The following is a 12920-nucleotide window of genomic DNA, read 5'->3' as shown; positions in this document are numbered from 1 at the left end:
AGACAGAGATGACAGGGACGGCGAGCCCTAGCCTTGCGCTGTTGAGGGCGCGGACTGTGCCTGCGTACTGACCCAGCTCGCCAGCAGCTTCAGCGCATCTGCCGTGGGGGTTCCGGCCGCCGCGGTATACACCAGCATGGTCAAGCCGGGGTCGGAAGGGAACTCCATGGCCTCAAAGTTCAGCTCAAGGCTGCCCACCACGGGATGGTGAAGTTGCTTGAAGCCGGTCCGGTGGAAGCGGACGTTGTGGGCAGCCCAGCGCTGGCGGAACACGTCGCTGCGGGTGGACAGTTCGCCGATCAGCTCCGTCAATGCCGCGTCCCGCGGGTTTTTGCCCGCCTCGAGCCGGAGCATGGCGGCAATGTCGTCGGCTGCCCGGTCCCAATCAGTGAAAAAGTCCTTCGACGCCGGATCCAGGTAGATGAACCTGGCCGTGTTGGGCGGCTGGCGGGGATCGGCCAGCATGGGCGCGTACAGGGCCCTCGCCATGGGGTTCGCCGCGAGCATGTCATGGCGGGCATTGCGGATCCAGGCCGGCGCGTCGGGAATTGCCTCCAGCACCTGCACCAGGCTGGGGCGAACCTGTCGGGGTGATGGCCGCCGTCGTACGGGTTGGGCTGAAACCGACTTCCGGGCTAAGTCGAACAGGTGGTCGCGTTCGGCGTCGTCCAGGGCCAGGGCGCGTGCCACGGATTCCAGCACGACGTCGGACACCCCCGCCAGGTTGCCGCGCTCCATGCGCACGTAGTAGTCGATGCTGACGCCGGCCAAGAGGCAGACCTCCTCCCGGCGCAGCCCCTTGACCCTGCGGTGGCCGCCATACGCGGGGAGCCCGGCCTGCTCAGGGGTGATCCGGGCCCGGCGACTGGAGAGGAACTCCCTGATCTCGGTCTTGTGGTCCATGCGACCCAGCCTACGCTGGCCGGCGCGGCCCAGGGAGGCACTGCCAATACCTGTATTGGCAACCTCGTCCATGCCCGGAAGATGCCGGGAAGTGGCTGGGATGTGGCCGGGGCAGGCACGGGGGATAATTGGGGGAGCGGTGGCACGTCCACCCACGCCTGCAATCGAAGGAAGCCAATGTCTGCGCTGAAACAACAGCTCAAGTCCGACGTCGTCACCCACATGAAATCCGGCAACAAGGTGGCGCTTGCCACCGTCCGCAACGTTCTGGGTGAAATTGAGACAAAGGAGAAGGCGGGCAAGGCACCGGTCGAGCTGGACGAGCTGCAGCTGACCTCGCTGCTGCAGAAGGAGGCGGCCAAGCGCCGGGAGACGGCCCACATTTACGACGAAGCGGGGGAGTCGGATCGGGCTGCTGCCGAACTTGCCGAGGCTGAGGTCATTGAGGCTTACCTGCCGCAGCCGCTGTCCGAGGACGAGGCCCAGGCAATTGTGGAGGAGGTCATCGCCGGCCTGGAAGCCGCCGACGGGCCCCTGACCATGCGCCAGATGGGGCAGGCCATGAAGCCGATCACGGCCAGGATTGCCGGGCGCTTTGACGGCAAGGCTGTCTCCGACATGGTTCGCAAGCACCTGGCGTAGCGGCGTCCCGCACCGTCCGGCGGCAATCGGGTGCTGCCGGAACCGTGACCATTTATGCTTGCGCTGTACCAACCACGCCGACGGCATCCCCATCGAAAAATCGGCCGCCGAAAGCTAGCCCGCCTGACCGCTTACTGTGCGGCACCCCTCCAGCAGCAGGTCCAGGCCGAAGGCAAAGGCCGCGGCATCAGCGGAGGCGTCAACGATTCCGTCCAGCACGCCCGCGTCGATCAGCCCGGCACGGGTCTGTTCGTCGGTAACGGTGCCCAAAATGTAATGAACCAGGGCAGTGCCTGCCCATTCGGCCTGGGCTTCCGGCAGCCCGGCACCTGCAAAGCTGGCAGCCAGGCTGTGGAGGGCTGCGAGCGCGCCAGGATCCAGGGCATGCGTCAACGCAACCACTTCGGCGCCGTCGCGCACAGCCAACAGCGCGTTCCGAATATCCTTGGCTGCCTGCCGGATGCCTTCAATGGAGGCAGCCACGCCGCCCGTGGAGAGACCACTGCCGTCTCCGATGGGACCACTGCCCCCGCTTCCGCCACTGTTCCGGGAAACCTTGCCGTCCACCTCCTCAACACCAGCCGGCGCCAGGATCATGACAGACAGGACGCCCAGCAGGTCCTGCTTGTTTTTCACGTGCCAGTACAGGGCGCCCGGCTGCACGCCGAGGTCGCGCGCCAGCCTGCGCATCGACAAGTCGGCCAGGCCAAAGTCGCGCAGAATTCCATAGGCGGTGTCAATGACCTGCTCACGCGTCAGCGGCATAGGGGGGACCCTCCAAAGTCTCGGTGCCGGTTGGCACACCACCCATTTTGCCCCATGTGAGGCCTGCCCGATGCCCTGTCGGGGCCCTGGCAATTGCGCATGCTGATAGCGGCTGCATGACGGCCTCATTTGACAACAGCCCCGCCAATTTTGATACTTGAACAGTGTTCAATTACTTCCAAGACCTCGCCGACCGCCAGCTGTCCGGCGCCACCCTGACCAGCCAGGACGCACTCGCCGTCCTGGAATCCACCGACGCCCAGCTGCTGGACGTGGTGGCCGCCGCCTCCCGTTTGAGGCGCGCCTACTTTGACAATAGCGTCAAGGTCAACTATCTCGTCAACCTCAAGTCCGGCCTGTGCCCCGAGGACTGCACCTACTGTTCTCAGCGGCTCGGCTCGGCAGCGCAAATCCTCAAGTACACCTGGCTCAAGCCGGAAGAAGCCCTGGCCCAGGCTGCCAGCGGCATCGCCGCCGGCGCTTCCCGCGTGTGCCTGGTGGCCAGCGGAAAGGGCCCCACCGACCGCGACGTGGAGCGCGTGGCCGGCATGGTGGATGGCCTGAAGGACCAGCACCCGGACGTTGAAGTCTGCGCCTGCCTGGGCATTCTCAAGGACGGCCAGGCCGAGCGCCTCAAGGCCTCCGGGGTGGACGCCTACAACCACAACCTGAACACCAGCGAAGCCAGGTACCAGGACATCTGCTCCACCCATGAATTCTCCGACCGCGTCCGCACCGTGGAACACGCGAAAAGTGCCGGACTTTCCCCGTGCTCGGGCCTGATCGTCGGCATGGGTGAGAGCAACGAAGACCTCGTCGACGCCGTCTTCGCACTCCGCGAGCTGGACAGCGACTCCATCCCCGTCAACTTCCTCATGCCCTTCGACGGCACCCCCCTGGAAGGCACCTGGCTGCTCACGCCCGCCCAATGCGTGCGCATCCTGGCCCTGGTGCGCTTCGCCTGCCCCGCAGCGGAAATCCGCATGGCGGGCGGCCGCGAAATGCACCTGCGGTCCCTCCAGCCGCTGGCCCTGAACATCGCCAACTCGCTGTTCCTCGGCGACTACCTCACCAGCGAGGGCCAGCCCGGCCAGGCCGACCTGGACATGATCGCCGACGCCGGCTTCACCGTCCTTGGCCAGGGCGCCCCGCCGCAGTCCGCAGGCGCTTCCATGCACGACGCCGGTGCCTCCCCGGGCGCGCCGGTTGCCCCGGGTGCCCTCCCGGCCATCCGCCGGCGCGGCGCCGGCACCACGGTGGCGCCGAATGCCTAAGGTCCGGACCCCTTCCCTCGTGGAGCGGGACCGCGGGCTCCTCTGGCACCCGTATGCCCCTCTCGACGGGCCGGCACCCTATGCTGTCACATCGGCGTCCGGAACCAGGCTCCACTTGCAGGCCGCTGATGGCACCAACTTCGAGGTGGTGGACGCCATGAGCTCCTGGTGGTCTGCCGTCCACGGCTACCGGCACCCTGAGCTGGACGCAGCCCTGTCCCGCCAGGCAGGCCAGTTTTCCCATGTCATGTTTGGCGGGCTGACCCATCAACCCGCCGTCGAACTGGCGGAGAGGCTCGTTGACCTGGCCCCTGACGGCCTGGCGCATGTCTTCCTGGCCGACTCGGGTTCCGTGTCCGTTGAAGTCGCGCTCAAGCTGGCCGTGCAGTACCAGCGGGCCACCGGCCTGCCGCGGCGGACGCGCTTTCTGGCATTGCGCGGCAGCTACCACGGCGACACCTTTGCGGCCATGAGCGTGTGCGACCCCGTGGACGGAATGCACGCGGAATTTCCCCGCATGGTCGCCGAACAGCTGTTCCTGCCCCGCCCGCCGCAGGCGCGGCTGGTGAACGGCGAACTGCTCTCCGACCCCCACGAGGTCCACGCCTGGATTGCTGTCCTGGAAGACACTGTCCACAGACACCGGGAGGAACTTGCGGCCATCATTGTCGAACCCGTGCTTCAGGGCGCCGGGGGCATGCACATTTATGCCCCCGAATGCGTCCGTGCCGCCCGGCGCGTGGCCAGCGAGCACGGGCTGCTGCTCATCCTGGATGAGATCGCCACGGGGTTTGGACGCACGGGAAAGCTGTTTGCCGCCGAATGGGCCGCCGTCACCCCCGACATCATGTGCGTGGGCAAGGCCCTGACCGGGGGATACCTGACCCTCGCAGCCATGCTGTGCACGCGCGCGGTGGCGCTGGCCGTCACCGATTCCCCGCTTCGCGCCCTGCTTCACGGGCCCACGTTCATGGGCAACCCGCTGGCCTGCGCCGTGGCTGTTGCTTCCCTGCAGCTGCTTGAATCCAGCGGCTGGCAACAGCAGGTGGCTGCCCTGGAGTCCGGTCTGCATGCCGCCCTGGCCCCGGCCGCCGGGCTGTCCTCCGTGGCCCATGTCCGGGTGCTGGGCGGCGTCGGCGTCATTCAGTTGAACGTGCCCGTGGACGTGGCCGCCGTGACGCGCGCCGCCGTCGAACACGGCGTGTGGGTGCGGCCATTCCGCGATCTTGTCTACACCATGCCGCCCTATGTCAGCAGTGCCGGCGATGTGGCCGCGATCGGTGCCGGGCTTTGCACGGCTGTGGCCCGGGTGCACGGCTGATGCGCGCCCCCGCCATGGAAGAGTGGCTGCAGGGCCGCGCCGACGTCCGCGCGCGCCGCGGCCTGGTCCGAAACGCCGTCCCGGCGGAGCCGCTTCTCGACCTCGCCTCCAATGACTACCTGGGGCTGTCCCGCGACCCCCGCGTGGTGGCCGCTGCCTGCGAGGCACTGAAACGACACGGCGCAGGCGCCCGGGCCTCCCGTGTTGTGACCGGCACCCTGCCTGTCCACGTCCACCTGGAGGAACAGCTGTGCCGTCTCACGGGGGCGCAGTCAGCCCTGGCGTTTTCCTCCGGCTACACGGCGAACCTGGGCGTGTTGACGGCCCTTGGGGGCCCCGGCACGCTGCTGGTCCTGGACGCGCATGTGCATGCGTCCGTGCTGGACGCGGCCCGGTTGTCGCGTTCACCCGTCGTGACGGTGCCCCACGGCGACACGGCCGCTGTCCGGACCGCGCTGGCCGAAAGGAACCAGCCACGCGCCGTGGTGGTTGTTGAGTCCCTGTACTCCGTGCTGGGCGACGCCGCCTGCCTCACGGCACTCGCGGCCGCGTGCGCCGACCACGACGCCTGGCTCCTGGTGGACGAGGCCCACGGGATCGGCGTTGCCGGCGGCGGCAGGGGTGCGGTCCATGCCGCCGGGCTGGCGGGTGCCCGCCATGTGGTGCTCACGGTGACCCTGTCGAAGGCGCTGGGCGCACAGGGCGGCGCCGTCCTGGGACCGGCGGTGCTGCGGGAGCACCTGGTCAACACGGCCCGTTCCTTCATTTTCGATACGGCCCTGGCCCCTGCTTCCGCCGCGGCCGCGGCAACGGCGGCCGCCATCGTCCTGGCGGAGCCCGAGCTCGCCGCCGCACTCCACCGGAATGCACAGCTGCTGGCGGAGCTGTGCATGATTGAGCTCTCGCCCGGCGCTGTCCAGTCGGTCCCCATGGCTTCCGCCGGGGCCGCTGCCGCGGCTGCCGCGAGCCTGCGCTCCCATGGTGTGCTGGCGGGCTGCTTCCGCCCGCCGAGTGTCCCGGACGGGATCTCCCGCTTGCGGCTGGCTGCCAGCGCCGGGCTGTCTCCCGGCGGCATTGCACGTGCGGGGGCGCTGGTCCGGCGGGCCGTCGAAGGGACGCTCACCCACGCCACAACCGTCCATGCATTCGGGGAAAGGACCCTGTCATGAGCTACCACGTGGTCGGCAGCCCCGCCGTGGTCCGGGAGGCGATGCGCCGCACGGACGACTTTGCCCCCAGCAACGCCCTGACCTCCGTGGTGCCGCTGACCCCGGCCGCCCTGAGGATCCTGAGCCGGGCCCGGTTTGCCCTGCCGCCGGTGCTCGCCTCGGCATCCGGGGAGCAGCACCGGGCGGTGCGGACGCTGGTGGGCCGCTTCTTTACGCCGGCCAAGGTTGCCGCCGTCGGGCCCCGCGTCAAGGAACTGGCCCGGCAGCGGCTGGCCGCCACCGCCGCAGCGCTGGAAAACGGCCCAGTGGACCTGGCCGACTCGCTGGCCCGGCACGTTCCGCCAGTCATCATGGCCGGGCTCACCGGCCAGGACAACCCGCCGCTGGAGGTGCTCAAGCAGTGGAGCCGGGACTCGCTGGAACTGTTTTGGGGCTGGCCTGACGCCGACCGGCAGCTGGAACTGGCCCGCAGCGCCGCCGACTTTTATGCCTGGCTGCGGGCGGAGGTGCTGGCCAGCAAGGGCAGCCAATCGCTCTTTGGCGTGCTGCAGGAGGCCGGGCTGTCCACGGCCGAAACGTGCTCGCTCGGGTACTTTTTGGTCATCGCGGGGCAGGAAACCACCTCCCAGCTGATCAACACGGCGCTGTACCGGGGCATCGAAGCAGGAACCCGGGGCCGCCCCGACGGCCGGCGGTGGGCTGACCTTGCCGACGCGGACGCCGCCAGGGCCCATGTGCGCCACGTCCTGGCCACGGAATCCTCGGTCCACACCTGGCGCCGGTCTGCACTTCGTGACACTGTCCTGGACGGCGCGGCGTTGCCGGCGGGTGCCGAAATCCTGCTTGAACTCTCCGGCCGGCACCCGGTGGACGTTGCCCCCACGGCCTATTCGCTGGCTTTCGGCCACGGGCTGCACCGCTGCCTCGGGGCCAAACTGGCCGAGCTGGAGACCGTGCTGGTGGTGCAGGCCGCCGCGCGGGCACTGCCCGCCCTGCGCCTGAGCGGCCCGGAACCCGCGTGGCTGCGCCTGCTCTCTTTCCAGACACCCCTGTCCGTCACCGCCGAAAGGACCTCACCATGATCCGCCTGCCCCTGCATTTTTCCGCCGTCACCGTGGTCACCGGCACGGACACCGACGTCGGCAAGACGGTCACGACGGCGGCCCTCGCCTCCGCACTGCTCGCCGACGGCCACTCGGTGGCCGTCTACAAGCCGGTTCAAACAGGTGTTGCCGGCAACGAAGCAGGCGACGCAGCGGAAGTTAAGCGGCTGTCCGGTGCGGCAACGGCGGAGGAAGGCATCCGGCTGGCCCGGCCCATGGCGCCCGTACCGGCGGCCGCCCTGGAGGGGCGGATCCTGCCCACGCTGGCGGACCACGCAGCAGCCGTCCGGAGGCTGGCCGCCACCCACCGCCACGTGCTCGTGGAAGGTTCCGGCGGGCTGCTGGTGGAGCTCGACGGCGATGGGCACACCGTCGCGGACCTGGCCGCAGCGCTCGGAGGGGGAGTGGTGGTGGTGTGCCGCAGCGGACTGGGCACACTCAACCACACCATGCTGACCCTGGAGGCCCTCACTCACCGGGGGCTCACGGCCGCCGGGCTGGTGGTGGGCTCCCTGCCGGACCAGCCAAGCATGGTGGAGCGCAGCAACCTCGACTTCCTGGAGGCGTTGCCCATTCCGTTGCTGGCCTGCCTCCCGGCGGGCGCCGCTGCCCTGGAACCGGCAGAATTCCGGCGCCTGGCTGCCCGAGGTAGCTGTGCCGAAGTTTTCCACCACTCTGCCGGGCTTGATCCCGTGTAGCTCCACAGGTGCCCGCGAGTGGAAATCACTGCTTGCCAATCACCGCCCGCAGGAGTGAACTGGAGTCAGGGCAACAACTGCATTTCAATGGGAGCGGTGGGGCCCTGTGCAAGCACGTTGACCAATCTGGAGGAGGATTCCATGTCCACTGCAACGCTTGAGAAGAAGGCCGTCCACCGCTTTGTCTACCATGTCCGTCCCTGCGAGGGTGCCGACGGAATGAAGTGGGAGCTCCACCAGTTCCGCACCACCTTGCACGAGCAGTTCCACACGCAAAAGGAGGCCGTCGCGGCCGCACACATGAAGTGTGGCGAGCGGCCCTCCCACATTGTGATGCACGCCCTCGACGGACACACCTACCGCGAGTACGACGTCAACTAACCGGTACAGGCAGGGGCACCGCCACGTGGTGGCGGTGCCCCTGCCTGCTGCTGTGTGGACCTATCCGCGGCGCCGCTTCCGCCTGGCCACGCACACGGCCAGTGCCAGGGCGCCCAGGATCCCGAGCAGGGCCGGCGCAAAGCGTTTTGCCAGCACCGGCCACACGGCCGCACCCAGGTCAAGCTCGGCCGCCGGTGCCGCTGGCGGCAGGTGTTTCGCGGCGGGCTTGGGAGCGGCGGCTTTAGGAGTATCAGTCCCGGCTCCGGCTGGCTCCGGTGGCTCGAATTCCGCAGGCTCCGGCGGTTCGAATTCCGGCGGCTCCGTTGGTTCGGATTCCGGCGGCTCGGCAGCCTGGCCGGCCTTGCCGATGACACATTGCACAAACTGCTCCAGCAGCTTGTCCGAGATGTCCTGGATGACTCCGCGGCCAAACTGGGCCGGCTTGCCCGTGACGTTCATGTCGGTGGAGACGTCAACGGTGGTTCCGCCGCCGCCGTCGTCCGACAGCACGGCCGTCACGGTGGCCCCGGCAGTGCCGTTGCCCCGCTTGTCCTTGCCCTGAGCCTCGATGACCACAGTGTGGGTGGCGTCGTCACGGGAGAGAAACTGGCCAGTGCCTGCATACATCATGGCAATTGGGCCCAGCTTGACCTTGACGGTGCCGGTGAAGGCATCCCCCTCCACGGAGGTCAGCACGGCCCCCGGGAAGCAGGGGGCAATGTCCTCCAGCTGGTTGAAGGAGTGCCATGTTTCCGCCAGCGAACTGGGGACGGTGAAGTGGTGCTTGAGTTCCATCGCTGCCTTTCAGTCCTGTTCCTAGAGTCCGACGGCGGCCAGCACGGCCCGCGTGGCAAGCACCTGGGCCAGGTGCTTGCGGTATCCGGCGTCACCATTGAGGTCGCTGGCCGGCTCGGTGCCTTCGCCCGCATGGGAGCACGCAGCCGTGATGGCCTCGACGGTCAGGGGTGCCCCGGCCAGGGCCGCCTCCACCCCTGTGGCGCGCAGCGGGGTGCTGGCCATGTTCGTCAGCCCGATCCGGGCCTCGGCAATGCCGCCGCCCTCCACCCGGACCAGCGCGGCCACGGCCACGATGGACCACTGCTGTGCCACGCGGGTGAACTTTTCGTAGTGCGAACCCCATCCGGTGTACTTGGGCACCTCGATGCTGGTGAGGATCTCGCCCTCCTCCACGGCCGTGGTGAAGTAGCCCTGGAAGAAGTCGGCAGCATCAACGCGCCGCTCCCCGCCGGGCCCTGCAAGCACAAACGTCGCTCCGGTGGCCAGCACGGGAGCCGGCATGTCGCCGGCAGGGTCCGCGTGGACCAGGGCGCCGCCAAAGGTTCCGCGGTGCCGCACTTGCGGGTCGGCCACCGTGGCCGCGGCCTGCTGCAGCAGCGGCAGGTGTTGGGCCACCAGTGGGTCGGTGGCCATCACGTGGTGGGGCGTCATGGCACCGATCACCAAGGAGTTGCCATTGTCGGTGACGCCGGAGAGCCCGCCGATCCTGCCCAGGTCAACAACCAGGGAGGGATCGGCCATGCGCAGCTTCATGACCGGGATCAGGCTTTGCCCGCCCGCCAGCACCTTGACGTCATTTCCGTCGGCGGCCGCCTTGGACAGGAGTCCCAGGGCCTCCTCCACGGTGGCTGGGGCTGCATAGTCAAATGCGCTCGGGATCATTGCACACCTCCGGTGGTCTCGGCTTCCTGCAGGGCGTGCCACACCCGGGAGGGCGTGCACGGCATCTTGATGTCCTTCACGCCCAGGTGGCGCACGGCGTCAAGTATGCCGTTGACAATGGCCGGCGTGGAGGCGATGGTGCCCGCCTCGCCAACACCCTTGGCACCCAGCTGGTTGCTGGTGGCCCGGGTTTCGGTGCGGTCAGTGATGTAGTGCGGCAGGTCCGGGGCACTGGGGACCAGGTAGTCCACAAAGGAACCGGTCACCAAGGTGCCTGCGTCGTCGTAGACGGCTTCCTCATACAGGGCCTGGGCGATGCCCTGGGCCAGGCCGCCATGCACCTGGCCTTCCACGAGCATCGGATTGACCACCACCCCGACGTCATCGACGCAGACATATTTGAGGACGTTGACCTCGCCGGTTTCCGTGTCCACCTCCATGGCCGCCAGGTGGGTGCCGTGCGGGAAGGAGAAGTTCACCGGATCAAAGGTGGCCTCGGAATCCAGGTTGGGCTCCACGCCGTCGGGCAAGTTGTGCGCGGCGAATACCGCCAGGGCAATTTCGCCCAACGCGGTTGACTGGTCCGTGCCCTTGACGGTGAACGATCCGTTGGTGAATTCAAGGTCGTCCTCGCTGGCCTCCATCAGGTGCGCGGCAATGACCTTGGCCTTCTCAATGACCTTGTCCGCCGCGGCCAGCACTGCCATCCCGCCCACGGAGAGTGAACGGGAGCCGTAGGTGTCCAGGCCCCTCTGGGACACCTGCGTGTCGCCGTGAAGTACCTCAACGTTTTCAAACGGCACGCCCAAACGGTCGGCCACCAGCTGGCTCCAGGCCGTTTCGTGGCCCTGCCCGTGCGCCGATGAGCCTGTGACAACTTCCACATTGCCTGTGGGCAGCACCCGCACTTGGGCATGTTCCCAGCCTCCGGCCCCGTAGCTCAGCGAACCCAGCACCCTTGACGGGGCCAGTCCGCACATCTCCGTGAACGTGGAGACCCCGATGCCAAGCTGCACCTTCTCTTTGGCGTCGCGGCGGCGCTTTTGCTCGGCACGCAGTTCCTCGTAGCCGAAAAGCTCCACTGCCTTCGCCGTGGCGGCCTCGTAGTTGCCGGTGTCGTACTCCAGCCCTGCGACGGTGGCGAACGGGAACTCGTCGTGCTTGATCCAGTTCTTCTCGCGCAGTTCCAGCGGGTCCATGTTCAGCTCAACCGCGAGCTCGTCCATCATCCGCTCAATGGCGAACGTGGCTTCCGGCCGCCCGGCGCCGCGGTAGGCGTCCGTCCACGCCTTGTTCGTGAAAATGTTGTGGCACTCGAAGTGGTACGAGGGGAACTTGTAGATGGAGTTGTACATGAACGCACCCAGGATGGGGACGCCGGAGGTGACCAGGCCCAGGTAGGCGCCCATGTCTGCCAGCAGGTCCACGTGCAGGCCCGTGACAGTGCCGTCCTTCGTGGCGCCGATCTTCAGCCGCTGCACCTGTGCGCGGCCGTGGTGCCCCGCCTGCAGGGATTCACTGCGGGTCTCGGTGTACTTGACCGGCTTGCCCATGCGCCGGGCCGCCAGCAGGGTGATGACCTCTTCCGGGGTGACCTGCAGCTTGCCGCCAAATCCGCCGCCCACGTCCGGGGCCACGACGCGCAGCTTGCTTTCGGGGATGCCCAGCGTCAGTGCCAGCATGAGCCGCAGGATGTGGGGGATCTGGGTGGCGCTCCACATGGTGATCTGCTGGCCGGTGGGGTCGACCACGATGGACCGCGGTTCCATGAACGCGGGGATGAGCCGCTGCTGGTACAGGGTGCGCTCCACGACCACATCGGAGTTGGCCAGTGCGTCCGCAATGGCCGTTCCGGTGCCGGCCTCACCGGAGTCAAACACCCACGTGGCGGACTTGTTGGACTCCAGTGACGTGTGCGCCAGCACCTTGTCCGTGGCAGCCTCCTCCAGGTCCATGACCACGGGCAGCTCCTCATAGTCAACGTCCACCAGTTCGACGGCGTCCCGGGCGGCGGCCACGCTGCGGGCAATCACGACGGCCACAACCTCCCCGGCAAAAGCCACCTCGTCCACCGCGATGGCCGGGTGGGCGGGCGCCTTTTGGTCCGGGGTGATCGGCCAGGCGTTCGGCAGGCTCCCCTGCTCCCCGGCAACGTCGGCGCCGGTCAGCACGGCGAAAACACCGGGGGAGGCCTTGGCTGCGGAGACGTCAATGGCGGTGATCCTGGCATGGGCGAAGGGGCTGCGGACCATGGCCAGGTGCAGCATGCCCGGCAGCACCATGTTGTCCGTGAAGCGGGACCGGCCAGTGATCAGGTGCGCGTCCTCCTTGCGCAGGCGGGCCGTGCCAACCTCGGGCCGGGTTTCTGCCGTGGCGGTCATGACACACCTGCCGTTTCGGCGTTTCCGTCAACCAGTGACTCGGCCACGGAAACGCCGGAGTCGCCGTATTCCACGCCGTCGGCCACACTCTTCACAGCGGCCACAATGTTTTGGTAGCCGGTGCACCGGCACAGGTTGCCTTCCAGGCCCTCGCGGATCTCCGTCTCCGTGGGGTGGGGGTTTTCCTTCAGGAGGGAGGTGGACTGCATGATCATGCCCGGGGTGCAGAAGCCGCACTGCAGTGCATGGCACTGGTGGAATGCCTCCTGCATGGGGGCCAGCTTGCCGTCCTGGGCGAGGCCCTCAATGGTGGTCACCTGGTGCCCGTCTGCCTGGACGGCGAACATGGTGCACGATTTCACGCTCACACCGTCCAAATGGACGGTGCAGGCGCCGCAGTTGGTGGTGTCACAGCCAATCAATGTGCCCGTCTTGCCCAGCCGTTCGCGGAGGTACTGGACCAGCAGCAGCCGCGGCTCGACGTCGTCGGTGTACGTGACGCCGTCAACGTCAACGCTAATGGATTTGGAACTCGGCATTGAGATCTCCTCATCGTTTCGGGAAACGTGCACGACTGCCCGCCTCCAGCCCTGATGTGAGCCA

Annotated in this window: 13 protein-coding genes; 7 read left to right on the top strand and 6 right to left on the bottom strand. The window is 67.8% G+C overall.

The features are described from left to right. Nucleotides 1-27 precede the first annotated feature (27 nt). Nucleotides 28-903 (bottom strand): helix-turn-helix transcriptional regulator, encoded by an 876-nt coding sequence (locus G6N77_RS12960; RefSeq protein WP_165182582.1) that lies wholly within the window; start codon nucleotides 901-903, stop codon nucleotides 28-30. 177 nt (nucleotides 904-1080) lie between these two features. On the opposite strand from G6N77_RS12960, the gene G6N77_RS12955 reads away from it, so the two are divergent. Beyond that, nucleotides 1081-1545 (top strand): GatB/YqeY domain-containing protein, encoded by a 465-nt coding sequence (locus tag G6N77_RS12955; protein ID WP_165182581.1) that lies wholly within the window; start codon nucleotides 1081-1083, stop codon nucleotides 1543-1545. 114 nt (nucleotides 1546-1659) lie between these two features. Here G6N77_RS12955 and G6N77_RS12950 read toward each other — a convergent pair whose 3' ends face one another. After that, complete coding sequence (locus G6N77_RS12950) at nucleotides 1660-2310, bottom strand: TetR/AcrR family transcriptional regulator C-terminal domain-containing protein (protein ID WP_165182580.1); 651 nt, start codon at nucleotides 2308-2310, stop codon at nucleotides 1660-1662. Nucleotides 2311-2474: 164 nt separating this feature from the next. Here G6N77_RS12950 and bioB point away from each other — a divergent pair, with 164 nt between their 5' ends. From bioB to G6N77_RS12920, 6 genes are all read left to right on the top strand, one after another. Then, entirely contained in the window at nucleotides 2475-3584 is a 1110-nt protein-coding gene (bioB, locus tag G6N77_RS12945; RefSeq protein WP_165182579.1) for a biotin synthase BioB, read from the top strand. After that, nucleotides 3577-4905, top strand: a complete 1329-nt coding sequence (locus tag G6N77_RS12940) for an adenosylmethionine--8-amino-7-oxononanoate transaminase (RefSeq protein ID WP_165182578.1) — start codon at nucleotides 3577-3579, stop codon at nucleotides 4903-4905. Before bioB ends, G6N77_RS12940 begins: the two co-directional genes overlap by 8 nt. Continuing rightward, nucleotides 4905-6074 (top strand): aminotransferase class I/II-fold pyridoxal phosphate-dependent enzyme, encoded by a 1170-nt coding sequence (locus G6N77_RS12935; protein ID WP_165182577.1) that lies wholly within the window; start codon nucleotides 4905-4907, stop codon nucleotides 6072-6074. Before G6N77_RS12940 ends, G6N77_RS12935 begins: the two co-directional genes overlap by 1 nt. Continuing rightward, nucleotides 6071-7156 (top strand): cytochrome P450, encoded by a 1086-nt coding sequence (locus tag G6N77_RS12930; protein WP_165182576.1) that lies wholly within the window; start codon nucleotides 6071-6073, stop codon nucleotides 7154-7156. The genes G6N77_RS12935 and G6N77_RS12930 overlap by 4 nt, the downstream gene beginning before the upstream one ends. Beyond that, a complete protein-coding gene (gene bioD / locus G6N77_RS12925) occupies nucleotides 7153-7875 on the top strand; it encodes a dethiobiotin synthase (protein WP_165182575.1) in 723 nt (240 codons plus the stop codon). The genes G6N77_RS12930 and bioD overlap by 4 nt, the downstream gene beginning before the upstream one ends. A gap of 141 nt (nucleotides 7876-8016) precedes the next feature. Continuing rightward, nucleotides 8017-8256 (top strand): DUF2188 domain-containing protein, encoded by a 240-nt coding sequence (locus G6N77_RS12920; RefSeq protein WP_165182574.1) that lies wholly within the window; start codon nucleotides 8017-8019, stop codon nucleotides 8254-8256. Nucleotides 8257-8316: 60 nt separating this feature from the next. Here G6N77_RS12920 and G6N77_RS12915 read toward each other — a convergent pair whose 3' ends face one another. From G6N77_RS12915 to G6N77_RS12900, 4 genes are read right to left on the bottom strand one after another with little or no spacing between them, the layout of a single operon-like run. Then, complete coding sequence (locus G6N77_RS12915) at nucleotides 8317-9051, bottom strand: SRPBCC family protein (protein WP_165182573.1); 735 nt, start codon at nucleotides 9049-9051, stop codon at nucleotides 8317-8319. A 21-nt stretch (nucleotides 9052-9072) separates the two neighbouring features. Further along, on the bottom strand, nucleotides 9073-9936 hold the full coding sequence (locus tag G6N77_RS12910; RefSeq protein WP_165182572.1) for an FAD binding domain-containing protein: 864 nt from the start codon (nucleotides 9934-9936) through the stop codon (nucleotides 9073-9075). Beyond that, a complete protein-coding gene (locus tag G6N77_RS12905) occupies nucleotides 9933-12317 on the bottom strand; it encodes a xanthine dehydrogenase family protein molybdopterin-binding subunit (protein WP_165182571.1) in 2385 nt (794 codons plus the stop codon). The genes G6N77_RS12910 and G6N77_RS12905 overlap by 4 nt, the downstream gene beginning before the upstream one ends. Continuing rightward, nucleotides 12314-12856 carry a (2Fe-2S)-binding protein gene (locus tag G6N77_RS12900; protein WP_165182570.1) on the bottom strand — a complete coding sequence of 181 codons (543 nt, stop codon included), beginning with the start codon at nucleotides 12854-12856 and terminating at the stop codon, nucleotides 12314-12316. Before G6N77_RS12900 ends, G6N77_RS12905 begins: the two co-directional genes overlap by 4 nt. Nucleotides 12857-12920 lie beyond the last annotated feature (64 nt).

This window comes from Arthrobacter silviterrae (genome assembly GCF_011045165.1).
Classification (GTDB): Bacteria; Actinomycetota; Actinomycetes; order Actinomycetales; family Micrococcaceae; genus Specibacter; species Specibacter silviterrae.
This window is presented reverse-complemented; position numbering and strand designations above follow the sequence as displayed.

What these genes read in the sequence shown, in the direction of transcription:
- bioD (WP_165182575.1), top strand. Translation starts at nt 7,153, where the DNA reads ATGATCCGCCTGCCCCTGCATTTTTCCGCCGTCACCGTGGTCACCGGC.
- G6N77_RS12910 (WP_165182572.1), bottom strand. Translation starts at nt 9,936, where the DNA reads ATGATCCCGAGCGCATTTGACTATGCAGCCCCAGCCACCGTGGAGGAG.
- G6N77_RS12930 (WP_165182576.1), top strand. Translation starts at nt 6,071, where the DNA reads ATGAGCTACCACGTGGTCGGCAGCCCCGCCGTGGTCCGGGAGGCGATG.
- G6N77_RS12905 (WP_165182571.1), bottom strand. Translation starts at nt 12,317, where the DNA reads ATGACCGCCACGGCAGAAACCCGGCCCGAGGTTGGCACGGCCCGCCTG.
- G6N77_RS12900 (WP_165182570.1), bottom strand. Translation starts at nt 12,856, where the DNA reads ATGCCGAGTTCCAAATCCATTAGCGTTGACGTTGACGGCGTCACGTAC.
- G6N77_RS12950 (WP_165182580.1), bottom strand. Translation starts at nt 2,310, where the DNA reads ATGCCGCTGACGCGTGAGCAGGTCATTGACACCGCCTATGGAATTCTG.
- G6N77_RS12920 (WP_165182574.1), top strand. Translation starts at nt 8,017, where the DNA reads ATGTCCACTGCAACGCTTGAGAAGAAGGCCGTCCACCGCTTTGTCTAC.
- G6N77_RS12955 (WP_165182581.1), top strand. Translation starts at nt 1,081, where the DNA reads ATGTCTGCGCTGAAACAACAGCTCAAGTCCGACGTCGTCACCCACATG.
- G6N77_RS12915 (WP_165182573.1), bottom strand. Translation starts at nt 9,051, where the DNA reads ATGGAACTCAAGCACCACTTCACCGTCCCCAGTTCGCTGGCGGAAACA.
- G6N77_RS12960 (WP_165182582.1), bottom strand. Translation starts at nt 903, where the DNA reads ATGGACCACAAGACCGAGATCAGGGAGTTCCTCTCCAGTCGCCGGGCC.
- G6N77_RS12940 (WP_165182578.1), top strand. Translation starts at nt 3,577, where the DNA reads ATGCCTAAGGTCCGGACCCCTTCCCTCGTGGAGCGGGACCGCGGGCTC.
- G6N77_RS12935 (WP_165182577.1), top strand. Translation starts at nt 4,905, where the DNA reads ATGCGCGCCCCCGCCATGGAAGAGTGGCTGCAGGGCCGCGCCGACGTC.